The sequence below is a fragment of the Paenibacillus shenyangensis genome, from assembly GCF_000346635.1.
Lineage (GTDB): Bacteria > Bacillota > Bacilli > Paenibacillales > Paenibacillaceae > Saccharibacillus > Saccharibacillus dauci.
The window spans coordinates 224,053-251,008 of sequence record NZ_AOIG01000003.1; the positions used below are offsets into that span (position 1 = coordinate 224,053).

Sequence of the window (26,956 nt, forward strand, 5' to 3'; positions counted from 1 at the left end):
CTCCTCATAATGTAAATAAATACATGTTATTATTTACATATTATTATAAAGAAAAAAGAAACATATTGTCAAAATAGCTGGCTGGCGGGATAAATGCTTCCTTATTTCATATCCGAAGGTATCGCTGCTTCGCAGGTATTATTCACTTCCCAGCAGATCAGTGTCGCACTATCATACGCCTGATGGGTATGCAGCTGGTTCAGAATATGATGCAGATTATGGCTCATGCTGTTATTGTTATACAGCGCTTGATACAGATTAGATGGCGTATTATAAAAGGCCTCCGCTCCATCCAGCACGCCATCTGTCAGCATCACAATCACATTACGCCCACTGCGCAGCTCCCGGCGCCCAGAGCTATAACAAGGCACTGGCAGATCAAATGTATTCACCCTACCGATCCATTCATAAAATTGCCTCTGATTCAGTAGATACTGATCCCATTTGGCCAGTTCGGGATGTAGCAGATAGGCCGCACAATCTCCAACCGAGAACCACCACAGATACTGCTCACGCTGATACAGAATTAGACAGGCTGTCTCTCCCTGCACGGTCTGACAAGCTTCGCGGAATTCTCTGCTGCTGAATAGTGCACTGAAATAATAATCCAGACGCTCAAACGTATCGCTGCTGTTCAGTACCCGGTTCAGTTCTTCCTGCTGACTCAGCAAGTAATCAATCACCAGTGTCGCACTTTCTGCTGTCTGATGAGCATCCATCAGTACCGCCAGCTTCCACTGTCCTGTCTCACTCTGAAGCACCATCAATCCATCTTCGTTCTTGTTCGCTCCACTAAGTGTATGTCCGCCATATCGTCCGATATGTATACCTTTTTGCTCGGAGACTGAGATCTCATCCAAAAACATATATCTGCTGCCTACCCAACTGTAGCTCATGCCTGCAGCCTCCTTTTATAGTGTATATTTTTAACGTCTTGATTCGGCTTGATTCATCTTCATACGTATGAAAGATTCTTTTACAATTAACCATATTCGATACACATCCCCCATCTGAACATGCCTCATCGCTGCACATTGGTATAAAAGAAAACAGACCGCGCTATGTACGGCGGCCTGTTCAGACAGCTGTTGGTCGGCATGATGGGAGACGGAACTTCTTGCTCCTATGACAAAAGCGGCTGCTCCTGAGAGGTGAATGCTTCGACCTGATACGGTATCTGTTATCTGGATAAATTACATCACTGCACTCTCGGACGTCAGTGCCGCTACAAAAAACAACGGCTTCTGCTGCTCATTCTGCTGATAAGCTACCATCAATAGGCTTCTTCCCTGGGCACCACTAATCGGCACACCAGCCAACAGCTGATCGAGGCGGAAAGGCAGTTCTTCCATTACCATGTGCTTATGCATATCTTTGTCATCCAGTCCCAGCTCTGCAAATTCTGCCGAAATAGCCTCCGGCTTCCGGACAGCCCGCTGGATATGCTGGTTCAGACGGGACTTATCTACCGTCGGCTCCCACCAGATTTTACGAGGCTTGTATTTGTGATTGAGGAAATAATCCAGCTTCATCAATCCCAGAATAATATCCATTCGTCCGGTGTCCCGATCTTCCAGGAAAGATTGCAGCCGGACAAACAAATCTTCCAGCTGGTGGCCGATCTTTTGCCAGCCCTGGGCTTCCCAGTAGTTACCGAACTCCTGGAAGAAGTCGAACGGCGAGCTGAACTCGTCTTTCATCAGATAATGCAGGGTATAATCCATCCGATGGGCGTTCCAGTACTTTTCCAGTACATCTTCCAGCCGCTTGAGACGTACAATATCGTCAAACGACAGCATATGACTGCTCAGAATCTCATAGGGTGCCTGATCCATATACGTATACTCGTATTTGTCCGCATCGATCCGCAGCCCTGTGCCGCGCAGCATTTTGAGGAAACCCAGCTGCAGCTCTTCCGGTCCAAGCGCGAATACATCGTTGAATGTTTTGCGGAACGTATTATAGTCCTCCATCGGCAGACCGGCGATTAGATCGAGATGCTGATCGATTTTGCCGGATTCCCTGATCTTGGTTACAGTACGGCTCAATTTCGTGAAATTCTGCCGGCGCTTGACCAGTTCATTGGTCGGATCGTTGGTCGATTGTACACCGATCTCAAAACGGAATACTCCCGGTGGAGCATGCTCAGCCAGATAATCCAGCACTTCCGGCCGCATAATATCCGCTGTAATCTCAAACTGGAATGTACATCCATTATGATTCTCGATTAGAAACCGGAACATCTCCAGTGCATAATCCCGCTTGATATTAAACGTACGATCCACAAATTTGATCAGCTTGGCTCCGTTCTCGATCAGATACAAAATATCGCTTTTGGTTCGTTCAATATCGAAATACCGCACGCCTACTTCTATACTCGACAAGCAGAACTGGCAGCTGAACGGACAGCCGCGGCTGGTCTCAAAATAAACGACCCGCTTGCCCAGACTCGGAATATCCTCGACAAAACGATGTGGACTTGGCAGCTCATTCAGATCCTGTTTGGGACGACCGGGCATCACGATTACTTCTTCTCCTTTGCGATAGGCAACTCCGTAGATGAAATGATACTTGCCAGCCCCTTCAATCTCCTGCAGTAGGTGATGGAACGTCTCTTCCCCTTCGCCAATCACAATAAAATCCACATTGGACAGCCGGTTCATCCAGTGCTCGGTATCATAGGATACTTCCGGTCCGCCAAGAATGATTTTTACTTGCGGCAGCACTTTCCGCAGTACATCGATCACTTTGATCGTCTCTTCAATATTCCAGATATAACAGGAGAATCCGATCACATCCGGGCGACGCTGATACAGATCGGAGACGATATTCATCACGGGATCTTTGATCGTATACTCGGCAAGCTCGATATCAAATTCCTTTTCGCTATAGGCTTTGAGACAGCGGATCGCCAGAGAGGTATGAATGTACTTGGCATTCAGGGTGGACAGTACGACTTTCATAAAATCGCTCCCTTCGGGATGTTCATACTGAAGTGGCTCGAGGCTCGGGTGTTCAAGCATTGGTCGGTTGGTTGGTCAGACACCAGTGCTTCATGTATTCAAGTGCTGCTGGGTGTGTTGAATGGGCTACCGCTGCGAAAAGAGATTCTACCACTTCCTTCGGTTAAGAATGGAAATCCTGAATGACTGCCTGCAGCAGTTGATTTCCATTCTTAAATGTCGGGCGTTGGCAGAATTCTCTTTTCTCCGCTCCATGGATATGCATGGTGCTGGAGCAACTCACGAAGTCAATACAGGGTAGGTATATTGAGATAGCTGCGTGTTAGATACGTTGTGCTCGCGGTCTTGGTAAACATTTATAAGTACAACCTGTAAATAGCAAACCCTATATATTCAAAGAAATGTCTATCGCAAAAAGATGTCATGCTGACAGTCGTTAAAGCTGGGTGCTAAAAACGATGCAATAATTGCAATACAGTAACAGTGGCTGTACAACAATACGGCAGTATTCGCTTTGAGATCTGCACATCTTTCTGTCTGTAACGGCTTATGATCGGTGTAGAGTACTCCGGTTGTTGATCATTTCAGCAAAGGTATTGTTGACGTCCCGGATAACCTGATCCACACAGGTATTGATGAAGAAGTGTCCATCGGGATAAGTAAAATAGCGGCAGGAGACGGCAGAATAGCTGCTCCATCCCTGGATATCCTCGTTCGTCCTATTGTCCTGCTCTCCGGTCATGACGAAGATCGGCAGCGGTAGCGACGGATATTGACCGTCATATCGATAATCTTCGACCAATCGGAAATCGGCGCGCAGGATTGGGAGGAACAGCTGCAGCAATTCTTCATGCTCCAGCACGGCATCCGGCAGACCGCCGAGTGTACGGACCTTTTCCATGAACTGGTCGTCTGGCAGGGCGCCCCACTGATGATCGCGGCTGATATGCGGCGGTACCCGGCCGGCAAAGAAGCTGCAGATCGGATAGCGTCCCGTCTCACGATGCACTTTATGTATCATTTCAAAAGCCAGCATACTGCCCATACTATGACCGATAAAAGCAAATTCACGGTCATCCTGGAGATGAGCCTGCATATCCTGCCATGCGTTCTCAATCACCTGCTCCATCCGTTCTAGCAGAGGCTCGCTCATTCGGCTTCCATGTCCGGGAAGTTCAACGGGTATCAGCTCGATATCGGGATGCAGCTGTTTTTTCCAGCTGTTAAATATATTGCTGCTGCCACCTGCATAAGCAAAAGCAAACAAACGGATTTTGCGAGAATTCAGACTATTGTGTAGCATAGAATATCCTTCCTCTCTCCAGTGAAATGGTATGCCGGCATCAATGCCGGAGATTGATGGTGCATAGATCGTATCTATATGGAATAGGGTTACTGATTAAGTGTATATCTGACAGAAGCAGCTATAGACAGCCCAGTACCCAGCCTTCACGACGGATCATTCGGTGTTCATCGGCGCTCAGTGTAGGTAGAGCCAGGTAGGCAAGCAGTGTATCGGCCTGATCGCGTTCCTGCATCCAGCGAGCAATATAACTGGCATCCCGCTCATGCTCACTCATCGTAGCGCTCCAATCCTCCTGCTGCATTCGTCTTCGGTATAATGACGGATAACCTTCAACAATCACATGATGATCATCAGGAATATTCACCCCATCGTACGGCCAGAAATGTACCTTCATTCCATAGTGCTGCTGGTATCTGCGCAGCCTGCCAATCCAGGGGAGTCCGGTATGGGTAGAGTAAGAGACAGCACCCTGCATGCCGGAGACCCGGTCCAGATCCATCACACTTTTGGTACTGGGAACGAATTCCCGTTCAACCAGTCTTTTTTCTGTCGAGTTAAGGTAATCGACCTGCTGCTTGCTGTCCTTCATCGTGAGCCGGGTTGTTTTCCAGGTGCGACGGCTCCAACTCAGAAAAGAATCCCAATCGGTCAATTGCAGCCGATCCAGTGCAGTGAGTGGATAAGATAGTCCGTAATCCAGTCCGACAATCATCCGTTCACTGCTGGTCAGCAGCTGATCACGCAGCCATAGATAGATATTCCGCCTGGACCACAGATGGGATTTGCTATCAGGAATAGACAGATTCCGGTCAGACTTATACTGTGGACAAATCAGCAAATGACAACTTCCGTCTCCACTCGCTCCTGCTACCGCCAGTCCACGAATACGCGAATCAGGACGCTCTGCTCCTGAATAATCAATACCGATATATTTCTGAAATAAAGGCATATCTACCTTCCTTCACTTCTTTTATTATTTTGTATCCTACCACATAATTGGTAAATTGCATCTTGGTATGGGCTAAACTTCCAGCTCTGTCCAGTATACACTGCGTTCGTTATCGTGGCGACGTTCTCTCCGATATTCTTCAAGATCCTTTCTAATCCCTAAATATTTTTGTTGACCTGCTGATAAAAATATTATAAATTACTTTTAGTTAGTTATTTATCATTAATTCAAAAGGGAGTTTTTGTTATGAAGATTTCAGTTGTTATAACTATTATGAGAGTAGTACTGGGTATTCTATTTTTGGCCCATGGTATTAGTAAATTTCAAATGGGACTGGACGGTGTAGCTGGATATTTCCAGAGTATCGGCATTCCCGGATTTATGGCTTATCTTGTTGCACCGATCGAATTGGTAGGCGGGATTCTGTTAATCGTAGGCTTGTTGACCCGTTATGTATCTATTGTACTGATCGTGATTTTACTTGGTGCGATTTTTACAGCCAAGCTGTCTCTCGGACTGCTCGGTAATGGTCAGATGGCCGGATATGAGCTGGATCTGGCTTATATTGTCATTGCTCTTTATCTGGCCGTAGCCGATCGGACCCGTTGGTCACTGGATCATCTGCTATTTGGTCGCAGATCGAGCCGCCGCTAATACTAGAATATATAGAGCATGTCATGTATCTCATACACCGTCATTCATTATAAAATTAAAAAGCGCGATACCTGTCAGGGTACCGCGCTTTTTGATGCTTATTCGATGATATCCGATAGACCAATGGCAGCATGCTGCATATATCCTTTACAGTTCATCTCCATATATACTGTCTTCTTCCATCGTTTTTTTCTGGAAAAATGCCAGGAAAGGCTCGCCGTATTTCCGGTATTTCACTTCGCCGACCCCTTTGATCGTCAACATCTCACCTTCACTTTGCGGCTCTACTACACTCATCTCACGCAGTGTCGCATCATTGAAAATAATGTATGAAGGTACACCTTCGCGTGAAGCCAGTTCACGACGTATCAGACGCAGCTGTTCGAAAATCGTCTCATTCACCGCAGACAGTTCTTCGCCGCGGCTGCCGGAACGACTGCGCGAAGAGGATACGCGTCCTGCTGCCGCAGCAGCTGGCAGTGGTGCTCTCTGCATGACTTTATGCTGGCCTTTTAATACTTCGCCTGCCAGTGGCTGCAGCTTCACGACCGGATACTGTCCCTCGGTGAGCAGCAGATAGCCTTCCGCAGCCAGCACGTTGATCCGCTCGGAGATTTCCTTTTCCGTCAGATGCGACAGCAGACCGTGGGTAGGCAGTTCATCGAATTTGTATTGTACGATCTTTTTGTTGCGTGAGCCTTTGAGAACCTGGGCAACGACCGATACGCCAAACCGTTCACGCAGGCGGTAGATACAGGAAAAGATTTTTTGCGCTTCAATGGTTGTATCCACCAGCTCCCGATTATCCCGGCAGGAACTGCATTGTCCGCAGGGTTCTCCGGAATGCTCTTCGCCAAAGTAATCCAGCATCGCATTGCGCAGACATTTGGTTGTATAGCAGTAGTCAATCATCTGCTGCATTTTGCGGTAATCGTTATGCTTGCGGTCGCCTTCATTCATATTCTGTTCCAGCAGGAACTTCTGGGTCATGATATCCTGCGGACTGAACAGCAGAATACATTCACTCGGATCACCGTCACGACCGGCACGACCAGCCTCCTGAATGTAGGCTTCCATATTTTTGGGCATATTATAATGAATAACATAGCGTACGTTGGATTTATCGATCCCCATACCGAATGCATTGGTCGCTACAATAACACGTACATCGTCATACAGGAAAGCTTCCTGGCTCTGATCGCGCTCATCATCACTCATCCCTGCATGATAACGACCAGCACTCACGCCGCTGCTGAGCAGACGGCTATATAGATCATCCACATCCTTGCGTGTAGCGGCATATACAATACCCGATTCATTCTCGTGGGAACGGGCATAATCGATCACAAACTCCTTGCGCTGGGTACCACGCAGTACCGACATCGACAGATTGTCACGACCCAGTCCGGTAATAAATACTTCCGGTTGATCCAGGCGTAGCAACCGCAAAATATCGCTGCGTACTTCCGGTGTCGCCGTAGCCGTAAAAGCTGCAACCATCGGACGTTCCGGCATCTGCTCTACAAATGGTGCAATCTCCAGATAGCTTGTCCGGAAATCGTGTCCCCACTGGGAGACACAGTGTGCTTCATCGACCGCAATACAGGTAATCTGCATTCCATTCATCTCGTCGCGGAACCAGTCCAGCTCCAGACGCTCGGGGGCTACATACAGCAGCTTCAGATCACCGCGTCGGGCGGCACGAATGCGATCATTCACTTCTTTGCCGGACAGGGTACTGTTGATATATGCAGCAGGTACTCCCGCTGCCGTCAATGCATCTACCTGATCCTTCATCAGGGAAATCAGTGGTGAAATGACCAGAGTCACACCTTCATGAACAAGTGCTGGAATCTGATAACAGATCGACTTACCGCCACCAGTCGGCATAATGCCCAGTGTATCGTGCCTCTCTAACAGACTCGATACAATCTTGCGCTGCCCTTCCCGAAAATCCTCATATCCAAAATACTTCTGCAACAGCTCCTGTGCCTGCTGCATGGCAGGCGCCTGCACGCTCATGTACAAAACTCCTATCTAAATAAAATGTAACTTTATATCATATAGTATTGGCTTATCGTATGGTTTGCCCATTAACAATTGACAGCAGACAGAATTTCTCAAGATTATACTCTATCTTTATTTTATCAGAGTACGTCTGTGAATGTATGCTGTATGTGGCAGACGGCAAAAAGCAGACCCGTAAGGATACGTAGCCTGCCTGGTCTGCTTCCTGTATTTCATTATAGCTTATTTAGGATTCTTTTCCCATGATATACACGATTTTTTCAACAACTCATGACAGCAGAAAGTTGACTAATGCGACGATCTGCCGATTTTACTCTGAATATAATACACTACATAACACAGCACCATAAAGGCAATGCCGCAGTAAAAGGCCAGACTTTGATTCGGATCAAAAGCAATACCGATACAAGAAGCCAGACAAAGTACAAAAGCGGCAATTGGCACTAACGGATACAGCGGTGTCCGGTATTTGAGATCACGGATATCATTGCCTTCGCGAATATACTGCCTGCGGAACATAAACTGTGATGCCGTGATTCCCATCCAGACTACGACAACGGCAAACCCCGATACCGAGACGAGGAAAATATATACGGTATCCGGCGCCAGCACACTCGACAGAAGCGCCAATCCGCCGCCAAGCATACTGACGATCATTGCATTCAGCGGAATACCAGCACGGGTCAATCTGGCAAACAGCGGCGGCAGCAGACGCTCGGAAGAGAGCGACCAGAGCATCCGCGAACAGGCATATAGCCCCGAATTGGCAGCAGACAATAGCGCCGTAATAATCACAAAGTTCATCAAATCTGCTGCATAAGGGATCCCGATCCGGTCAAATACAACGACAAACGGGCTCTCGATCACACCTGCCTGCCGCCATGGAATTAGCGCCGACAGCACAAAAATCGTTCCGACAAAAAAGATAATCAGACGACCGACGGTTGCCTTGATTGCACGCGGGATCGTCTTCTCCGGCTCGACACTCTCTCCGGCGGCAATACCGATCAGTTCTGTACCGGAAAAAGCAAAGTTCACAGAAAGCATTGCCATAAAGATCGGGAAAACACCATTTGGAAACCATCCACCATCACTCGTAAAATTACTGAGCAGTGGTGCGGATGCTGTATCATTCATTGGCAGTAGTCCAAAGACAGCTGCTCCTCCAAGAATGATAAACAGCAAAATAACCGCAACCTTGATACCGGAAAACCAGAATTCCGCTTCGGCAAACGAACGTACCGAGAAGGCATTTAACAAAAAGACCAGTATGGCAAAAATCGCGCTCCACATCCAGACCGATGTATCGGGGAACCAGCGCTGCATCAGCAGTCCGGCTGCCGTAAATTCCGATCCCAGGGCAACTGCCCAGGTCAGCCAGTACATCCAGGCGATCATATAGCCGGTTCCCGGTCCGATAAACTTGGCTGCATAAGCGTGAAAAGCTCCCGTTACCGGCATATGTACAGACAGCTCACCCAGACAGAGCATGACGAGGTAGACAATTACCGCTCCTACCAGATAAGCCAGGATCGTACCCAGCGGTCCTGCCTGATTAATGGTATAGCCTGAGCTGAGAAAAAGACCAGTGCCGATCACCCCTCCAAGAGAAAGCATAACCAGATGACGGCTCTTCATTTTACGTTGAAATTGCCCGGATTCGGCTTCCGGGTGGAGCGGTTCCTGTTGTGCTGACATGATATTCCTACCTTTCACTCATCCATCTTTTCCATTTATTGCATCACTTTGTCCGGAGTACTTGGCGAACACTGGCAATATCTGCAGGTGTCGTACGACAGCATCCGCCGATCAATCGTGCTCCGCGCGCATACCAATCCTGTGCCTGCTGTCCGTAATCCTGTGTACATGAAGATCCATGCCAGGTTTTCGTTGCCGGATCGTATTGTTCGCCGGAGTTTGGATAGACCAGAATCGGCTTGGTCGTCTGCGCATGCATTGTGCTGATCAGGGCAGGAATATACTCCAGAGCCGTACAGTTGATACCTATCGCAGCCACCTGCTCATATGAATCCAGCCATGCTGCACAGTCGGCTGCACGCTCTCCACTGCTGATATGCTCATTGTCTTTGCCACTGAAACTGAACCAGGCCTGAACACCCGGGAACTGCTGCAGCACAGTCACGATAGCTTTTGCCTCTATCAGACAGGGGATCGTCTCGCAGGCCAGTATATCTGCTCCTGCTTCAATCAGCTCACGAATACGCGGTGCATGGAACTCCACCAGCTGTTGTTCATTCAGCTTGTAATCACCGCGATATTCCGAACCATCCGCCAGGTAAGCCCCATAGGGACCGACAGATGCTGCTACAAGCGGACGTGGACGTGACGTAGCCCGAACAGATTCGTTATCCAATTGATTCGGGAATTTCTGCGCGGCAAAGTTATTATTTTCGGAGTTTGTATAATCCGTCCAGAAAGTATCCCTTGCTTCAATCGCTATCTGTACAGATCGGCGAATCAGTTCCTTGGCCTCCTGCTCACTCCAGCCACGCTGCACAAAGCCTGGTATGGTCGCTTGGTAACTTGCTGTTATCGCACAGTCGGCTCCTGCTTCAAAATACCGATAATGTACCTGCTGGATCGCTTCCGGATCCTCCTTCAGCAGTCGTGCTGACCACAAACTGTCATTAAGGTCTGCTCCGCTGCGTTCCAGTTCGGTAGCCATGGCTCCGTCCAGGATCATAACTCCGTATTGTTCCAATATGGATTGAATTGAATTCATGCTTTACCCCTTTCATGCAATAAAGTTATTACTGTCAAAAAGTCCTTCTGCACAGAACGATCCGATCTCTGTTCTGTAATCAGCAGAAAATGCTGTCAGCTATCTGCTTATTGTGAACGTATTTTAGATGATTCCAGCTGATTTGTAAACCATAATATACAAAAGGCAGCCCACATCATCGCTGGCTGCCTTTTGTATATTTTATAAGAATATGCGTAATAATTGTCTTGCTTATAGCAATCAGAGCAAAGCATCCAGGGAATAGTTGCCTGCACCAGTCAGAGCGATGCCGATCAATACTACGATCAGAATCAGGTTAAATTCATATCCGCCTGCCGTGTTCCAGAAGCCATTTGGTGCGTGTACTTTGACGATCGCCATTATCATAGTCAGTGAAAGCAGTACGGCAGCGATTGGAGTAAATAATCCTGCGGCAAAAGCCAGCCCACCTAGCAGTTCGACCAATCCGGCTGCTACAGCTGCTGCAACACCAGGCTTGATTCCGAGCGATTCCATCCAACCACCGGTTCCTTTTGGACCGAATCCGCCAAACCAGCCAAACAATTTCTGTGCACCATGTGCTGCAAAGATAACCCCGATCACTACACGTATTAACAATAATCCCATACTCAACATTTTCTTTTCCTCCATTTGTTTAAATTGTTTTTTAATTGTCTTTAAATTAAGATATTTATTCAAAAAAATTTATTCTTCTGTTGTACTTCCAGTGCTGCTGATGTACTTACGATATACCTGGCTCATTTATCAAAGAAATCAATCTACAGGAAATGGTGAACCGTCATTATTACTGACTCCTTCATAATCTTTATTTAATAAATCTTAACTTCGAGATATTTATAATATAACTCCTCTTCTACTGAATGGCAAGCTTTTTTCAAAATTAATTTTTACAATCGTTCTATTAGCTGTTCTTCTATAACGGTTAACACGAAAAACAACCAGAGAAATCACACCAGCATACCTTTCGTATGCTGGTGTGATTCTACTGGCTGTTTTGGATGTTTATAATTTTCTGTACTTGTAAGATAGGAAATGGGTCAATCATTTTGCTAATCGAGTTTTGATTAAAATCTTCTACTGTATATGTCTGTATGTTGTATCCGTTTGCAGCTGCTCTTAATCGATTCTTTATTAAACCGTGCTACTTTGCGCATGGATTACGTGTTAATTTCCCATCAACCTCACTTCATGCAGGGTTGGTGTATACCAGTTGTTCGGATTATTATGCAGTACGGCATTCACCATATTGATGCGTACATAACGGGCTGTGAACGATACTGCATCCGATGTAAAGCCATAAGTCGTATTGCTGGTACGATCAATAGTCGTATAATTAACACCATCATTGCTGTATTCGATTTTGTATTTGTAGTAAGCTTCCGACCCTTTATACATAAACCAGGAGATATTGACCTCGCTGATTTTTTTGGATGCGCCCAGATCTGCCTGCCACCAGGCAGGCCATGATGCTGAACTGGCTGCCCAGGAAGATTGGGCATTCCCATCATTGGCATTGGAGGCAGGAGACGATCCTGTTGCCGAGACAGCGGTTGCCGGTTTGCCCAGCGCATGATTGGTCAATGCCGGTAGCGTCACCTGACCCGTTGCTGCATCTATATTCCAGCTGCTGTACCAATTCAGTGAAGCGGTTCGGGCACTGTCATTGAGCGTCAGGGGCAGCCAAATAAACTTGTGATCACTCAGATTCAGCGGATTCCACCGGTCTCCCATATAGATATAGCTGGTGCCTGTGCTGCCGGAGATCGTCGCGATAGAGTGAATCTGTGTCGCATAGGCAGACGGATCACCGAATGGCGACAGTGCTGACCAGCTGCCTGTCATTGACGAAGCGGTCGCATAACTGCCCTGATTCGGATACCAGCCGGATGCCTGGGAAGTGAACAGATAGTAGGTGTTACCTTTTTTTACTACAGCAGGAGCTTCCCGGTATGCTCCTTCAAATACCCAGCCTACAAAGGAACTTACCGCGGTGTACTCACTATTCAGCTTGAAGATCGCCATCGAGTTGTTGGCACCCCCATTGTTCTGACGGGAAGCCGTAATCAGATACGCCTGATTGTCCGTGTCGACGAATACCGTCATATCCCGGGATTCATAATCCAGCGGACGAAAACTGCCCATATAAGTAAAGTCTCCATCCGGTGTATCGCTGGTCGCTACGGCAACACGCGCAAGCGAATAATCGCTTCCATTCTCATAATGCGCCCACATTACGTATTTGCCGGTGGCTTTGTTGTAAATAACCTTGGGACGCTCGATTTTGCTGGAAGCCAGCTCGGCAGCAGAGCTTTTCGTCAGAATACTATGACCGAATGTCCAGTTTTTGAGATCAGTCGACGTATATACATTTACTTTGTCGAACTTGCCGCTGACTGCATGCTCTCCGTACCAGTAATATGTAGAACCGACTTTGAGAATATTGCCGCTGTTGGCCTGGATGGGGTTGCCCGAGGTATCTTTCCAATCGGTTCCATTGGTAATGGTAGAACTGGCCGCCTCGGCATGTGAACTTCCAGTTCCCCAGCCGGTCAATACCAGTAGCAGACCCAGACCCGTCAACAGCAGCTTATACGAGAATCGGGTGATCTTCTCCATACATTCATCCTCCTAAGTGTATCGAATAGATAGCATGTAGCAGATTACATGCTTATTCTAAGAATATTTGTAAACGCTTACAATAATAAAATAAGGAAATGCTGACTAATATAATGGAAGATGAGCGATTATATATGGTCAAATCATGGATATACAACCCAGAATTCTCTGGAGTCACAGCAAATTTGGTTATAGATTAAGGGATGAAACACATGATTTGTTTTCTACCTCATTAGGATTTAATATGAATTTTAGGATACATATGGAAATGATGTTTATCCATCATGGCTTTGGATCGTGCTTTTAAATAAAGGAGGACTATATAATGCATGAAACCAATAGACCGATCGCCCTCGTGACAGGAGCAAGCAGCCCGAGAGATATGGGCACAGCGATCTGCCGTAAACTGGCTGCGCAAGGAATGGATATCTTTTTTACCTACTGGCAGGCAGACGAAGGCTGGCCGCCTACATTGGAACAGGAGATCACCGAAATAGGCGTACGCTGCAGCCCCTACTGCATCGATCTATCCGCTACTGATGCAGCAGGCCAAGTCTATGAGGAGATACGGCGCACACTGGGAACTCCTACCGTTCTAATCAATAATGCAGCGTATTCAACCAATGATAATTACATGACCCTGAACGCGCAGACACTGGATAATCATTATGCCGTGAATATGCGCTCCACATTCCTGCTCTGTACAGAGTTTGCCCGCGGTCTGGAGCAGTCCGATCTAACATGGGGCAGAATTATCAATATGACGTCCGGTCAGGATTTGGCTGCGATGCCTGGAGAGTTGGCCTATGCAGCAACCAAAGGCGCTATTTCGGCTTTTACCCGATCTTTGTCACGTGAGCTTGCGCCACTGCATATTACCGTCAATGCTGTGAACCCGGGTCCCACTGACTCGACATGGATGACAGACGATATCCGAAGCTTTCTGTTGCCGCAATTTCCGATGGGGCGTATCGGCACACCGGACGATGCAGCACGGATTATTGCTTTTCTGGCCAGTGAGGAAGCGCAGTGGATTACCGGACAGATTATACATTCGGAAGGCGGATTTGCCCGTTAATCCACTAACCTGTATCGACTACAAGCTGCTATCTACGAGATAGCAGCTTTTTTTAATGTATTTTCTTTTCAGTGTATATGCTTTTTTCCGTTGTTCCTGCTTCTTGTCTGTCTATTTTTGCAGTTATCTTGGCATATCATTTGTTGCTGTTTTTCATCCGCCTATGCTTCTTATCTGATAGCAGTAAGTTCTTCACGCCACCCGATAGCATGGGCACGTGCCAATTCCACAAAAGCTGTAAAGGATGGCGACTGCCACTTTTTGAGATGATAGACCATTTGTGTACAGACACGCTGATTCTCGTCATTCCAGGCGAGTGCAGCCAGCTTGCCCTCCTCGAGTTCACTGCGGACAGTCATCAGCGGCAAAAAGCTCAATCCCAGACCTGCCATTACACACTGCTTGATCGCTTCAATACTCCAGAATTCCAGACTCGGATCTGTAAATATGCCATGTCGATTCAGATGCTGCTCGAACAGCGCACGATACAGACAGCCTGTCTCCGTATGCAGAATCGTCTCCTGCCGCAGATCTTCCGGCTGCACGGTCTGCTTCTGAACAAGCGGATGCTCCACAGGCGCGATCAGGGTCATTCGCTCTTCTACCAGCATCTCCATATGCAGATCCTGTTGTTGTTCTTCGGGCAGCAGGGTAAATACAATATCCAATTCCCCCCGGCGTACCATCTCCTTGAGCTCCAGACAATTACCCGGTCTGAGAATTATGCGTACATTCGGATAACGATTACGAAATTCGCGAATAATGCCTGGTAGTCGTGAAGCAGCCAGCGACTCCGGTGCACCAATATTCAGTGTTCCGCCTGGTTCATCCGAAGAACGGACAATCTCCTTTGCCATATCATGCATCCGGGCAATGTCCTGGGCATAGGGCAGCAGTCTTCGTCCTGCATCGGTCAGCAGGATCTTTTTGTTGATCCGGTCAAATAAGGGCGTATTTAATTCCTGCTCCAAGGTCTGAATCTGTGCAGTAATGCTGGATTGAGCATAATCAAGCTTCTGTGCTGCACGTGTAAAGCTCCCGGTCTCTACCACCGTCAGAAAAGTAAATAAGTGCCTGGACTCCATATTTCCGCTCCTTTTTTATCATCTATCGATTATACCGATGGATGTTATTTGAATATTCTATTTTTCCGATGGAACTATTATCTGCTACTCTGTAGAAAATAACAAGGAAAGCAGGAACTTATATGTCATCTCTACCTGATCATACATCGCCTCATTCATCTTCTGCCCAACATACCGTAGAACCCAAGCATCAGCTTCGTCCTACTATTGGTCTGTCTCAGGCAGTGGCACTTTATATTGGTGCAGTAATTGGTTCCGGTATACTGATTGCTCCGGGGCTGGCTGCCGAGATAGCTGGTCCTGCTTCACTGCTCGCTTGGGGATTTATGACACTGCTGATTTTACCTATGGCTTTGTCAATGGGACTTCTATCTGCTCGTTTCCCTAACGCAGGAGGAGTCTCGCATTTTGTCACGCTGGCTTTTGGCCCACGGGCCGGGGCACTGGCAGGGTGGTTTTTCCTGATGTCGGTGCCGATTGGTGCGCCAGTTGCTGCACTGACAGGAGCTGGCTATATGACAGCCGCGATGGGCTGGAGCGATACGGTGCGGATTGGACTGGCTGCACTGATCCTTGCTGTCGGACTAGTAACCAACTGGATCGGTATGCAGCTAGCAGGACGTCTTCAGATTGCGGTTGTCCTTTCTATTATAGCTGTACTTGTTTTTGCTATTGCTGCGGCGATGCCGCATATGCAGCAGGTACATTTCACCCCGTTCCTGCCGCATGGCTGGCTGCCTGTCGGTCAAGCGGCAGCGATGCTGTTCTGGTGCTTTATCGGCTGGGAAGCTGTGTCCCATATGTCGGAAGAATTCCGTGATCCCCGGCAGGCGGCAGTCCGGGGGATTACAATTGCAGCTATCGTGGTAGGCATTCTGTACTTTCTGACGGCTCTGGCAGCTGTCGGTACACAGAGCTATCTGCATGGAGGATCGGACACATCCCTGGTATGGATGATCAGCCAGACACTCGGTTCATGGGGCGCCGTACTGGCAGGTGTAACCGGATTATTTATCTGTACAGCTACTATTATCGCGTATGTAGGAGCTGCTTCCCGGGTAGCATATGCCATGTCACGGCAAGGTTATGCTCCGCGGTGGATGAGCAGATTGTCCAGTCGGTATCAGACACCTTCAGGCGGGCTACTTTTCCTGGCTGTATGCTTTGTTATCATACTGCTGCTGTACAGTACTCATATTCTGTCGTTATCCGTGCTGATCCAGCTGCCCAATGCTGCATTCATTCTCACTTATCTGGCAGGCTGTGCAGCAGGTATACGGCTACTACGTGGATATCGCTTGGGCGTAATTATCAGTTGGATATCGTTTATCTCAACAGCTGTGATTTTTCCTTTTTCCGGCTGGGCGATTCTGTATCCTTGCATGATCGCTGCAGCTTTTCTGCTCATTATGCGCAGGCACTCAATAGCTGTTCCGCCATGCGATTGATTTTCATATACTTTTCACACATCTTTCCCACGGTTCTCACATAATCCACTGGTAAGATGAACTTAAATCAGCAGCCAGCCATTTGAAGTGAGGCAGACGGGCACGGATACAGTATCGTATCTTCATCCAAGCGCCTGCTCCTTCGCTTCACACGACCGATTGCTTATATCTTACTAATGAGGTGACTGTAATGAAAAAATGGTCCAAAAACGCAGCAGCATTGTTAACAGCCGTAACTGTCCTGGGAGGAGCAAGCAGCGTATTCGCCGCTACCCCTGTCGCTACTCCAGCAACACCTGCCAAAAAAGTAGAATCCGCAAAACCAGCAGCAGCTGTAAAAGCGCCGGTAACTTCCAAAACTTCCAGTCACAAAGCACCAGTAACCAAGAAAGCACCATCTTCCAAAAAAGCTGCTCATTCCACAGCGAAAAAAGCAACTCATGCTACTAAAACACACAAAACGAAAGCTGGTAAATCGGCAGCTCACAAAGTAAGAGTACACAAAAAAGCAGCCCACAAAGCCAAACATGTTGCCCATAAAGCAAGAACAACTCACAAAATGGCTGCTCATCACGCTAAACAAGCGGCTCACAAAGCACGCACTACTCACAAAACAGCAGCCCATAAAGCTAAACAAGCTACACATCTGACTCACAAAACACAAAAAGCAGCACCAGTAACCCACAAAGCACCTGTTTCCAAAACAACCGGTTCTGCAGCTGCACACAAAACAACTACTCAACCAGCAGCACATAAATAAAAACAATCGCAATCCAATTGCGTCACGCTCACACACTTACTCTCCATGGTTCATGATTGATTCTCAATGTTCATAATCGGTTCTCAATGGATGTCTGTATGTTAACTAATAACCCGCTGCAAAAAGACGGAATGCTCTCTTGAAGAGTTTCCGTCTTTTTGGCATCAAATACGGTCTATAATCAGGGAAAATCTGCTAACTTTGAAATGTATTCTGTTCATCTGTTACATTAACATTTACATAGTAGTGGCTCTGCATCATTGGTTTATTTATTTGTAAAGGTGGGCTTGGTATGACCCGTATATTTGTTGTGGATGATGATCCTTACATCCTCCAGCTAATTAGCAGTTATTTAATAAAAGAACAATATGAAGTATCTTCGTTCGCACACGGCCGGGAACTGCTCGAGCATGTACGTGCCCTTCAGCCGGATTGTCTGATTCTGGACATTATGATGCCTGGCATCGATGGACTTACCCTGTTGACCGAACTGCGTACGTTTAGCGAGATTCCTATTATTATGATCTCGGCACGGGGAGAAGAAGTCGATCGGCTGAATGGACTTGAACTGGGCTGTAATGACTTTCTAAGCAAGCCATTCAACCCCCGGGAGCTGGTTGCACGGGTCAAAAGTATGCTACGGCTCATTCAGAGCAGCAAACTGGCTGCTGAAGCAGCCGTTCTCTCTTCTTCGGAACATGTGGACGCTGGCAGTCGTTCAGATCAATTTGCGCCTCAGCAGGCTTCTACTTCTATTCATGCCGGCAATTTGCAGATTTTCGAAGAATTCCGGCAGGTCACGGTACAGGGACATGAATTATCCCTGACAGCACGAGAATTTGAACTGCTGCTGTTTCTTGCCAATCATCTGCAGCGTCCGTTTAGCCGAGAACAGTTAATCCAGCAAGTATGGAACTATGACTTTTTCGGTGAAGTGCGTGTTGTTGATGATCTGGTCAAACGAATCCGCAAAAAGCTGGTACAGCATCATTCCACGCTCACAATCGATACAGTATGGGGATTCGGCTACAAAGCAGCTGTACATGAATCATGAAAACGATCCGCAGCAAAATGCTGCTGGCATTGTGCGCAGGCATGCTGGTGACTGTCGCGATTACCGTGCTGTTATTTATCCGGTTGATTGATGATTTGCTGCTGAATCAGGTCAAGCATCAGCTTAATGAACAGACGATCAAAGCCGTTCATATTCTCAATACCAATGACATCGATAGTCTGGATAGCGACAGCTTCCGCTTTTTTATCAAAGATACACTCTTTTATGCCGATTATTTTGTGCTGGATACGCAGAATAAAGTGGTAGCTTCCAGTAATGCCGATGAAGTAGGTACTCAAATGAATGGTTTTTCGGCTAATCGGGAAGGCATTATGCAGCTGCATAACACCAAGGTACTGTACAGTGAAGCCCGGCTGATGCATCAGCCTTTTCGAGTGATTCTGTATTCACCTCTTTCTTCCCTGCGGGCACTGTATATTCCACTCCTGCGCACCACACTGCTGTCGATAGCCGCCAGTTTTATTGTTATTTTGCTGATCGGTTTGTTTGCAGTGTGGCGTATGGTACAACCGCTGAACCGGTTAAAAGAAGCGGTAAGCACCTATGAGCCCCATCGCATGACCAAAGAGCCCTTTTTGCAGGCAGATCATACCGAGATCGGTGAACTAATCAGCACTTTTCAACTGATGGCTGATCGGCTGCAGCTTCATCATCGGCACCAACTGGAATTTCTGCAGAATATATCCCATGAATTGAAGACTCCGCTGATGTCTATCCAGGGATATGTGTATGCTATACAGGATCAGGTACTTCCGACAGAGCAAGGACTTCATATTATCTCTACCCAGTCCCAGCGCCTGATCGATATGGTGAGTAAATTGCTGCAGCTGTCCCGACTGGAGAGCGTTAATGAAGAATGGCCGGTTACCCAGGTTGATCTGCGCAGCATGCTTGAAGAAGCCGCATATCTGCTGCAGCCAGGCGCCCAGCAGCAGCAGATCGAGCTGCAGGTACAAGGAGAATCGTTAACTGTCGATATCGCGGCAGAGCAGCTATTTCAGGTGCTGTTGAATCTGCTGCAAAATGCGGTCCGTCATACCGCCGGGCATGTCATGCTTGCTCTGGAACAACCGGAGCAGCAGCAGATAGACTGGATGATTCATGTAGATGATGACGGTCCAGGGATTGCAGCCGAAGAACAGGAGCATATTTTCCAGCGGTATTATGCCGGAACCAACGGAGTGACCGGTCTGGGGCTGGCGATCAGCAGTCAGATTGCTTCCCGGCTGAATGCCGAATTGGGATACGCTACTTCGCCAATGGGAGGGGCTCGCTTCACGCTGATCCATTATCGAACAGACCACGCTTCTACGGTATAAAGTTGCTTGACACCACGGTAGGATTGGGTAATCTAATGGTATAGAGGCTGTATGATCATTGCTTGGACATTTGGTGTCATTCATTGATTAGATAGCCTCTATATGTTTATACAGTGTCTCTATTACATGGAAAAGGAGGAATTACGATGTCTGGTATCCGAGTTGCCCGTGATGAAGAACAGTTGGTCATTGGTTGGCAGCAGTCCAAGATTGAGATCCCTCTCGGTGAGGCCGTCCATGTCGCTATTGATCCTGATGTTTTTATTCCCGATGACCATCCAGCATTGATCAAATGCCCCTACGGTACCCGGGAACGAGTTATTGTTAAGACGTCGCCGGATACGCTTCTTATCGTAAATGACAAGTCGATTTCAGCCATGAACAAGTCTCAATCCGGTATCGGCAGTTGGAGAACACCGATTTGAATAGTAGATGCAGTCTGATCGTTCTATTTCATTATTATTCCCGATCTGTTTTATAATCCGTTTTATGATTTCTTTTCAGTCCGGCAGACAGACGGTTATGATCAGTTTGAAACTGACGCAGCCGCCTGTCTGCTTACGGGCTGAATCGCCATTTCATCAGATTCTTCTGCCGCTAGGGGCAAGTGATGCTGAATAAAAGCGTATGGATATGCCCTGTTGTTTCGCTGCCGCAGCATAAGCCAAGTACATAGAAGATCACTGACCTGCTATGGATATCCTGTACGTCATCTGTTATTATGGTTGCGTATGCGATCAACAGACTCCCTCGAAGCTTCAGAATCTTCCCGGGAAGATGCGGCAGAACCAACTTCTGTTTTTGAATGAGTAGATTGGGTAAATTAACAGTGTTTCAACCGGGGCACATATTCAGTTATGCTGACTGGCTAAGTTGATGGCTGTACATCCAATCCATACCTCTCATCTACGACATCAACGATATCCATACACCCACACTCATTGACAACAGGGGGTAACCAAATATGGGGTTAACCAAGCAAGAACGTATCCAACTTCACAACTTTAATAACCTGACCAAATCACTCAGCTTCAATATGTACGATATCTGCTATACCCGTACCAAAGAGGAGCGGGAAGCTTATCTGGAATATATTGACGAGCAGTACAATGCCGATCGTCTGAGCAAAATTCTGACCAACGTATCGGATATTATCGGAGCTCACGTACTGAATGTAGCCAAGCAGGATTATGTACCTCAGGGTGCCAGCGTAACAATGCTGATCTCCGAAGGACCGGTCGAGACAGCTCCGAATGCTTCATTTGAAGAATCTCCCGGTCCACTGCCGGAACATGTGCTGATGCATCTGGACAAGAGTCATATCACCGTTCATACGTATCCTGAGTATCACCCTGATGAAGGTATCAGTACTTTCCGTGCGGATATTGATGTATCGACGTGTGGTGAGATTTCCCCGCTCAAAGCATTGAACTTTATGATCCATTCCTTTGACACCGATATTATGACGATGGATTACCGGGTACGCGGCTTTACGCGTGATATAGAAGGTCACAAGCTGTTTATCGATCATGATATCAGCTCCATTCAGAACTTCATTCCGGATGAAGTACAGGATATGTATCACATGATTGATGTGAACGTATACCAGGAAAATATTTTCCATACCAAATGTAAACTCAAAAAATTCGATCTGGATAACTATCTGTTTGGCTATACCAAAGAATCCTTGTCCCAAGAAGAACAGGAACAAATCACCAAGCGATTAACCCGCGAAATGGATGAGATCTATTACGCCAAAAATATGGATGATAAGGACGAGTAAGAAGGCATCAGCCTATATTGACTGATGTGCAAAATCACGAAGATTATCGTGAAGCACAATTCTTCTCTACCTTGTTCCAGTGCAAAGTCTCTGTGCTCCTGATGGACACAGAGACTTCATTACTTTCCCCTCATGGACACCAACTTCAAGCGGTGTCCATTTTGACGTGTTCCTAATAGGATAACCACTTTATAAAGAAGCTTTGGTTACTATCCTGTTATTCGCTGATCCAACAGCTTTATAGAATTTTATACATCAGGCTTGTCGGGTCCAATCACATACACCTTGATACCTGATTTTCGTCCAAATGAACGCGCTGCATCCAGCTTGTCCATATAAATGTCTATTTTGCTTCCTTTGATAGCACTGCCCGTATCTTCTGCCTTACGGTAGCCTACGCCCTCGATATACATCCACCAACCCATAGGGATCACTGTTGGATCGACCGATACAGTCTGTCCTTCCTTCACCATGGCTCCGGAAGCTGTTACACCATATCCGCTATCTCCCGGCTGCTTGCCTGTACTTTCTACACCGGCTGTATATGCTGTCAGTTCAGCTGCCAGCTCGTATCGATACGATTTTACCGGGTTGACTGGATAATTCCCTTCACCTGACAAAGCCTGCAGATGGACTGTCGATACGGAAGATTCCGATCGATCCGAACGGCTGCGCTCTTGTTCCACTGGATTCGCTTGATCTACTTGATCCACTTGATCCGCTGGATTCGCTGGAGTATCTGTCTGCATCGGTATAATTGGTTTGTTCTTCGCAGGTAATCTGGTTCCTATAGCAATAACCTGCGCAGTGTATGGTTGTATCATCTGCTGGTCAATTATCCGCTCGGATACGGTCATTCCATCATTCCTACCTGCCAACCCGATGATTCGGATTGTACCATTTTGGCCTGTCTGGATTATCTGCTGCTGTCCTTGATCCAAACTGGCATCCTGATAATATACCGTTTCATAAGGAACAGATTGCAGTGCAGCAGTCTTCTGATGTGCGACCCTCGTAATACGGATCGTCATCCGGTTATGCAGCGGTGTATCTGCCTGCGGCTGCAGCAAATCATCCGCTGCCAGCTCGATATGCTGCTGACGAAGGACATCACCGACTGTATCTCCATGGGTACGAATACTGTAAGTATTCCCATCCGCAAGCACCGAGACTACAGACATTTCCAGAGACTTCTCCTGCTGTCCCGTACCGAAATAAATATATAGCCCCATCACCGCTATCAGAAATAGAGCACCGGTACACAGCAATATTGGCTTTAGCAGAGGGTAACGATAATGCATGATACTAACTCCTTCCACAACAAAAAAGCACCAGAATCCCCATAGTGAGGAGTCTGGTGCTTCCAGTTCCGAATCATTTATTTTCTATAGTATAGCTGCAAAAAGAACATTTGCCAACCGATTAGATAACACGTGCCAGAATCCGGGATTGCACTTGTTCCAACAACACCATCCGTCGTTCATTGACCTTGTCCATCAGTTCCGTACATTGCTGTTCATAAATTGCTCGTTGCTCTGCATTTTGCAGGGTAACCAGATTAATCTGCACCGTCAGCATCGAGGCCCGTGCAGCCGCTTCAAACAAGATAATGCCAATTCCGATATCGGATAACACAGTATGATTGCATACTTCAATCAACGGAGCTGCACTATACAGCCCGTATAGACAACACTCCATCAACTGCAAAGGAGTATCGATCGCCTGAATTTTCGTATCATATACAGTCTCCTGGCGCTGCTCCTGCTGTTCAGGCGTACGATGCGGCATCCGCAGGGCTTCGATATACTGGCCAAACGCTTCGATATCCTTGGCCATCAACCATTCGCAAGCAGAAGATATGTACTCCATATCCTGCAGTGCCTGAGCGACATGCTGTTCAATCTGTTCATATCCTTCTCCCTGTGAAAAGTTGGCTGTCATCGAAGTCATCGCTGCACCAAGTGCTGCGACAATCGAGGATACACTGCCGCCTCCCGGGGTAGGCTCCGATCTGGCAAGCTGTTCCATAATTCTGCGTAGAGGCTCATCCCATGATACTGTATTCATCCCGATCCCTCCCATAATCACTGCCTGGTCTTTCTGTATGTTACTTACCCGTTTTCCCCGAATAGAACATCTTTCCTCTCAAAAACCAGCGACAGGCGCATTAGGTGGTATACCTGCTTTATTAGTGCATATGATCATTTTGTGCAGTTGGAGCTTGCTGTCTATTCTGCTGCTCTACCAGTACTCTGTGAATCTCGGATGGATGAATCGGCTTGATAATAAAATCAATCATACCGCTGCGCAGACATGCTGCCTGAATATCACTGCCTACATTGGCCGTCACAGCTACAATCGATGGTCTGGCTTCCAGTGGCAGCAGCTGCTGAATCAGATTGGAGACCGCGATACCATCCATCATGGGCATCTGTATATCCATGAACACCAGATCGTAATGATGTCGTACAATAGCGGCATAAGCTTCTACCCCATTACTGACAGTATCTACCCGGCAGCCAAATTTGCGAATAATATCTTCCATCAATTGCTGATTCACCGGATGATCTTCAGCGATCAGGATAGACAGATCGGATACATCTACCTGATCATGACTGATCCATTCCAGATCTAGATCCGACGTCTGTTCTGCTTCCACTTCGTTGGAATGTTCTGCACCCAGCCAGCTGCAGGGCAGGATAAAGCGGAAAATGGAACCTACATTTTCGCGGCTCTCGACCTGAATCGTGCCACCCATTAGCTCAATCAGCTTTTTGCATATGGACAGACCCAGCCCGGTTCCTCCGTATTTACGGTTTAATGCCGGATGCAGCTGGGAAAAGGATTGGAACAACAGATTTTTCTTGTCTTCTGCTACTCCTACACCTGTATCTTCTACGATGAATTCCAGCATCAACTGCTTTTTGTCGCTGTCTTCATAGAGTTTATCCACAATAATACCAATCGTTCCTTTATCCGTAAACTTGATGGCATTGCCGACCAGATTACTCAGAATCTGGCGGAGCCGATCGGGATCAGCCACCACTCTGCGCGGCAGTCCAGGTGCTACGTACCACGACAGATCAAGCTTTTTCTCCATGGCGCTAGGGGTGAAGAGTTCGGCAACATGTTCAACCAGCGCCTCCAGTTCAAACTCTTCGGGTTCGAGTGAGAATTTTCCTGCTTCAATTTTGCTGAAATCCAGAACATCATTCAGAATCCGCATCAGCGACGTCCCGCTACTGCGTATAATCTCGGCATAATCCTGCTGGGTCTCTGTCAGCTCGGTATCCAGCAGCAGATTGGTCATTCCAAGTACACCATTCATGGGTGTACGAATCTCATGGCTCATCATGGCCAAAAAGTCGGATTTGGCCGAAGCTGCCTGTTCAGCCAGTTCTTTTTGACGGAGTACTTCGCGCTCATTGGTAATATCGCGGAATACAATGACGGCGCCCTGAATCTGATCTTTATCAATAATCGGATTCACGTTATATTCCACGAGACAGCTGGAACCATTCTTTTTCCAGAAGATCCCTTCTTTGATGGAACGAGGAATACCATCCCGAATCGTTGCACAAATCGGGCACTCTTCCGGGGAGTACGGTACTCCACCTGGTGCAGACGGGTTGATAATATGGTGACTGTAATGTCCATTGAATTCGTTCTGGGAGAATCCCAGCATGGACAGGGTCGCCGGGTTAGTGAACATGACTTTGCCTTCTTTGTTGAGTCCAAATATGCCTTCCGAGACAGAGCTGAGGATCAGCTCATGTTCATAATCCAGCTTTTCCAGTTTACGAATATATTCTTTGCGTTCGGTTACATCATTGGCTATTCCGTAGACACCCACAATCTCGGAATCGACGATAATCGGTACGTTAATCACACTGATATCGATAACTTTGCCGCTGCTGTGTACTACGGTTGTCTCGTAATTCTGCGGAATACCACTACGCGCAGCTTCAAAATGCCGATTCGTATCTTCCACTTTTTCCGGTACGATAATGTTATGAAAGGACATCTCCATGATCTGCTCGAGTGGATAATCCAGCAGAAGCGCCAGATTTTCATTACTCGATGTATAATTCCCTTCCAGATCAAACGAATATACACTCGCCGGATTGTACTCGAACAGCGATTTGTAACGCTGTTCGCTTTCCTTGAGCCGACGCTCGGATTTTTTGCGATCGGTGATATCACGAGATACCGCTATAATTTCTTCAATTTCACCTGTTTGCTCATTGTAGCTATAGCGGCCTGTACTCTCGATCCACACGTAATGACCTTCTTTGGCACGGATGCGGTAAGAGACGGTATACGATCTTTCTGTATGCAGAATCTGCTCCAGATAACGGATCACGACATGGATATCATCGGGATGGAAAAAGTCATATGCACTGTTGCCAATCATGTCTTCCGGTTCATAACCGAGTATCGTCTTGCAGGCAGGTGAAGCATACAGATAGGTTGCGCTGCTATCGGCCATATGTCTGGAAATAAAATCAAGGGAATGCTCGGAAATCAGCCGGAAATCTTTTTCACTCTGCCGGATCTGCTGTTCCATCTTTTTTTGCGCAGTAATATCCCGGCAAATCACATAGATGCCTATCATCTCTCCCGTATGCTGAATCGGAGTAAATGTCATTTGCATCCAGATTTTGGAGCGATCTTTGTGAAGTGCTTCCAGTTCTATCGTTGAAGCTGTGCCTGACAAGGCCTGAGTGATTGAAGTCTGCAGCGGCTGAATGGTGCGACAGGACTGCAGATGACTCTCTGTAAAAAGATACAGCTCTTCAAAGTGATAACCGGTCATATGCCGAATAGCAGGATTCGCACGAACCAGCATACCGACATGATCCAGAATCAGCATACCATCCGGTGAATTGGTAAATAATGAATCCTGCAAAACACTTTCTGAAATCAGCTGCAGCAATAATTCTGTATGATTCTGTTTCAAAAATGCCTCTCTCCCTGTAGTGTGACTCCATCTATTGGTCTCAAAACGAAATGAAATAGTTAACGTGCAGATTACATCCAATAATAATTGGAATAAGGGCAAAAAACCAGCTTTTATTCCTTATTTACACCACATTTGTCAACAGGACGCATTGCTTTTACAGATGTT

Annotated in this window: 21 protein-coding genes; 8 read left to right on the forward strand and 13 right to left on the reverse strand. The window is 47.1% G+C overall.

Going from position 1 to position 26,956, the window contains the following annotated elements:
• Positions 1–101 precede the first annotated feature (101 nt).
• The 4 genes from H065_RS0102440 to H065_RS0102455 all read right to left on the reverse strand — a co-directional run bounded on the left by H065_RS0102440 (position 102) and on the right by H065_RS0102455 (position 5,218).
• Positions 102–896 carry a PP2C family serine/threonine-protein phosphatase gene (locus H065_RS0102440; protein WP_017811420.1) on the reverse strand — a complete coding sequence of 265 codons (795 nt, stop codon included), beginning with the start codon at positions 894–896 and terminating at the stop codon, positions 102–104.
• Positions 897–1,193: 297 nt separating this feature from the next.
• Positions 1,194–2,963, reverse strand: coding sequence for a B12-binding domain-containing radical SAM protein (locus tag H065_RS0102445; RefSeq protein WP_017811421.1), 1,770 nt, complete (start codon positions 2,961–2,963; stop codon positions 1,194–1,196).
• A 547-nt stretch (positions 2,964–3,510) separates the two neighbouring features.
• Complete coding sequence (locus tag H065_RS0102450) at positions 3,511–4,266, reverse strand: thioesterase II family protein (protein WP_017811422.1); 756 nt, start codon at positions 4,264–4,266, stop codon at positions 3,511–3,513.
• 121 nt (positions 4,267–4,387) lie between these two features.
• On the reverse strand, positions 4,388–5,218 hold the full coding sequence (locus tag H065_RS0102455) for a hypothetical protein (RefSeq protein WP_017811423.1): 831 nt from the start codon (positions 5,216–5,218) through the stop codon (positions 4,388–4,390).
• Between the two features lie 246 nt (positions 5,219–5,464).
• Here H065_RS0102455 and H065_RS0102460 point away from each other — a divergent pair, with 246 nt between their 5' ends.
• The gene (locus H065_RS0102460; RefSeq protein WP_017811424.1) at positions 5,465–5,872 is read left to right on the forward strand and encodes a DoxX family protein; all 408 of its coding nucleotides are present in this window, start codon (positions 5,465–5,467) and stop codon (positions 5,870–5,872) included.
• A 147-nt stretch (positions 5,873–6,019) separates the two neighbouring features.
• Here H065_RS0102460 and recQ read toward each other — a convergent pair whose 3' ends face one another.
• The 5 genes from recQ to H065_RS0102485 all read right to left on the reverse strand — a co-directional run bounded on the left by recQ (position 6,020) and on the right by H065_RS0102485 (position 13,280).
• A complete protein-coding gene (gene recQ / locus H065_RS0102465) occupies positions 6,020–7,894 on the reverse strand; it encodes a DNA helicase RecQ (protein ID WP_017811425.1) in 1,875 nt (624 codons plus the stop codon).
• Positions 7,895–8,188: 294 nt separating this feature from the next.
• Positions 8,189–9,598, reverse strand: a complete 1,410-nt coding sequence (locus H065_RS0102470) for an amino acid permease (RefSeq protein ID WP_017811426.1) — start codon at positions 9,596–9,598, stop codon at positions 8,189–8,191.
• Positions 9,599–9,641: 43 nt separating this feature from the next.
• Complete coding sequence (mmuM, locus tag H065_RS0102475) at positions 9,642–10,643, reverse strand: homocysteine S-methyltransferase (RefSeq protein WP_017811427.1); 1,002 nt, start codon at positions 10,641–10,643, stop codon at positions 9,642–9,644.
• Between the two features lie 240 nt (positions 10,644–10,883).
• Positions 10,884–11,279, reverse strand: a complete 396-nt coding sequence (locus H065_RS0102480) for a DoxX family protein (protein ID WP_017811428.1) — start codon at positions 11,277–11,279, stop codon at positions 10,884–10,886.
• Positions 11,280–11,828: 549 nt separating this feature from the next.
• Positions 11,829–13,280: a family 43 glycosylhydrolase gene (locus tag H065_RS0102485; protein WP_017811429.1), complete on the reverse strand. Its 1,452-nt coding sequence runs from the start codon at positions 13,278–13,280 to the stop codon at positions 11,829–11,831.
• Between the two features lie 325 nt (positions 13,281–13,605).
• On the opposite strand from H065_RS0102485, the gene H065_RS0102490 reads away from it, so the two are divergent.
• Complete coding sequence (locus H065_RS0102490) at positions 13,606–14,358, forward strand: SDR family oxidoreductase (protein ID WP_017811430.1); 753 nt, start codon at positions 13,606–13,608, stop codon at positions 14,356–14,358.
• A gap of 170 nt (positions 14,359–14,528) precedes the next feature.
• On the opposite strand, the gene H065_RS0102495 is transcribed toward H065_RS0102490, so the two are convergent.
• Positions 14,529–15,443, reverse strand: coding sequence for a LysR family transcriptional regulator (locus tag H065_RS0102495; RefSeq protein ID WP_017811431.1), 915 nt, complete (start codon positions 15,441–15,443; stop codon positions 14,529–14,531).
• Between the two features lie 122 nt (positions 15,444–15,565).
• Between H065_RS0102495 and H065_RS0102500 the strand changes: the two genes are divergently transcribed.
• The 6 genes from H065_RS0102500 to speD all read left to right on the forward strand — a co-directional run bounded on the left by H065_RS0102500 (position 15,566) and on the right by speD (position 21,828).
• On the forward strand, positions 15,566–16,891 hold the full coding sequence (locus H065_RS0102500; RefSeq protein ID WP_017811432.1) for an APC family permease: 1,326 nt from the start codon (positions 15,566–15,568) through the stop codon (positions 16,889–16,891).
• Positions 16,892–17,081: 190 nt separating this feature from the next.
• Positions 17,082–17,651: a hypothetical protein gene (locus H065_RS0102505; RefSeq protein ID WP_017811433.1), complete on the forward strand. Its 570-nt coding sequence runs from the start codon at positions 17,082–17,084 to the stop codon at positions 17,649–17,651.
• 292 nt (positions 17,652–17,943) lie between these two features.
• Positions 17,944–18,705, forward strand: coding sequence for a response regulator transcription factor (locus H065_RS0102510; protein WP_017811434.1), 762 nt, complete (start codon positions 17,944–17,946; stop codon positions 18,703–18,705).
• Positions 18,702–20,045, forward strand: a complete 1,344-nt coding sequence (locus H065_RS0102515; RefSeq protein WP_017811435.1) for a sensor histidine kinase — start codon at positions 18,702–18,704, stop codon at positions 20,043–20,045. The genes H065_RS0102510 and H065_RS0102515 overlap by 4 nt, the downstream gene beginning before the upstream one ends.
• Positions 20,046–20,191: 146 nt before the next feature.
• Positions 20,192–20,470, forward strand: a complete 279-nt coding sequence (locus H065_RS25010; RefSeq protein WP_017811436.1) for a SunI/YnzG family protein — start codon at positions 20,192–20,194, stop codon at positions 20,468–20,470.
• A 539-nt stretch (positions 20,471–21,009) separates the two neighbouring features.
• On the forward strand, positions 21,010–21,828 hold the full coding sequence (gene speD / locus H065_RS0102530; protein WP_017811438.1) for an adenosylmethionine decarboxylase: 819 nt from the start codon (positions 21,010–21,012) through the stop codon (positions 21,826–21,828).
• Between the two features lie 248 nt (positions 21,829–22,076).
• On the opposite strand, the gene H065_RS26790 is transcribed toward speD, so the two are convergent.
• The 3 genes from H065_RS26790 to H065_RS0102545 all read right to left on the reverse strand — a co-directional run bounded on the left by H065_RS26790 (position 22,077) and on the right by H065_RS0102545 (position 26,788).
• Positions 22,077–23,129 (reverse strand): G5 and 3D domain-containing protein, encoded by a 1,053-nt coding sequence (locus H065_RS26790; RefSeq protein WP_017811439.1) that lies wholly within the window; start codon positions 23,127–23,129, stop codon positions 22,077–22,079.
• A 121-nt stretch (positions 23,130–23,250) separates the two neighbouring features.
• Positions 23,251–23,895: a cyclodeaminase/cyclohydrolase family protein gene (locus H065_RS0102540; RefSeq protein ID WP_017811440.1), complete on the reverse strand. Its 645-nt coding sequence runs from the start codon at positions 23,893–23,895 to the stop codon at positions 23,251–23,253.
• A gap of 121 nt (positions 23,896–24,016) precedes the next feature.
• Positions 24,017–26,788 (reverse strand): PAS domain-containing hybrid sensor histidine kinase/response regulator, encoded by a 2,772-nt coding sequence (locus H065_RS0102545; RefSeq protein WP_017811441.1) that lies wholly within the window; start codon positions 26,786–26,788, stop codon positions 24,017–24,019.
• Between the last annotated feature and the right edge of the window lie 168 nt (positions 26,789–26,956).

Excerpts from the sequence above, each read along its gene's own strand:
- H065_RS25010 (WP_017811436.1), top strand. The coding sequence starts at position 20,192 with ATGTCTGGTATCCGAGTTGCCCGTGATGAAGAACAGTTGGTCATTGGT.
- recQ (WP_017811425.1), bottom strand. The coding sequence starts at position 7,894 with ATGAGCGTGCAGGCGCCTGCCATGCAGCAGGCACAGGAGCTGTTGCAG.
- speD (WP_017811438.1), top strand. The coding sequence starts at position 21,010 with ATGGGGTTAACCAAGCAAGAACGTATCCAACTTCACAACTTTAATAAC.
- mmuM (WP_017811427.1), bottom strand. The coding sequence starts at position 10,643 with ATGAATTCAATTCAATCCATATTGGAACAATACGGAGTTATGATCCTG.
- H065_RS0102480 (WP_017811428.1), bottom strand. The coding sequence starts at position 11,279 with ATGTTGAGTATGGGATTATTGTTAATACGTGTAGTGATCGGGGTTATC.
- H065_RS0102470 (WP_017811426.1), bottom strand. The coding sequence starts at position 9,598 with ATGTCAGCACAACAGGAACCGCTCCACCCGGAAGCCGAATCCGGGCAA.
- H065_RS26790 (WP_017811439.1), bottom strand. The coding sequence starts at position 23,129 with ATGCATTATCGTTACCCTCTGCTAAAGCCAATATTGCTGTGTACCGGT.
- H065_RS0102540 (WP_017811440.1), bottom strand. The coding sequence starts at position 23,895 with ATGAATACAGTATCATGGGATGAGCCTCTACGCAGAATTATGGAACAG.
- H065_RS0102440 (WP_017811420.1), bottom strand. The coding sequence starts at position 896 with ATGAGCTACAGTTGGGTAGGCAGCAGATATATGTTTTTGGATGAGATC.
- H065_RS0102450 (WP_017811422.1), bottom strand. The coding sequence starts at position 4,266 with ATGCTACACAATAGTCTGAATTCTCGCAAAATCCGTTTGTTTGCTTTT.
- H065_RS0102490 (WP_017811430.1), top strand. The coding sequence starts at position 13,606 with ATGCATGAAACCAATAGACCGATCGCCCTCGTGACAGGAGCAAGCAGC.
- H065_RS0102505 (WP_017811433.1), top strand. The coding sequence starts at position 17,082 with ATGAAAAAATGGTCCAAAAACGCAGCAGCATTGTTAACAGCCGTAACT.
- H065_RS0102510 (WP_017811434.1), top strand. The coding sequence starts at position 17,944 with ATGACCCGTATATTTGTTGTGGATGATGATCCTTACATCCTCCAGCTA.
- H065_RS0102500 (WP_017811432.1), top strand. The coding sequence starts at position 15,566 with ATGTCATCTCTACCTGATCATACATCGCCTCATTCATCTTCTGCCCAA.
- H065_RS0102515 (WP_017811435.1), top strand. The coding sequence starts at position 18,702 with ATGAAAACGATCCGCAGCAAAATGCTGCTGGCATTGTGCGCAGGCATG.
- H065_RS0102445 (WP_017811421.1), bottom strand. The coding sequence starts at position 2,963 with ATGAAAGTCGTACTGTCCACCCTGAATGCCAAGTACATTCATACCTCT.
- H065_RS0102455 (WP_017811423.1), bottom strand. The coding sequence starts at position 5,218 with ATGCCTTTATTTCAGAAATATATCGGTATTGATTATTCAGGAGCAGAG.
- H065_RS0102460 (WP_017811424.1), top strand. The coding sequence starts at position 5,465 with ATGAAGATTTCAGTTGTTATAACTATTATGAGAGTAGTACTGGGTATT.
- H065_RS0102495 (WP_017811431.1), bottom strand. The coding sequence starts at position 15,443 with ATGGAGTCCAGGCACTTATTTACTTTTCTGACGGTGGTAGAGACCGGG.
- H065_RS0102485 (WP_017811429.1), bottom strand. The coding sequence starts at position 13,280 with ATGGAGAAGATCACCCGATTCTCGTATAAGCTGCTGTTGACGGGTCTG.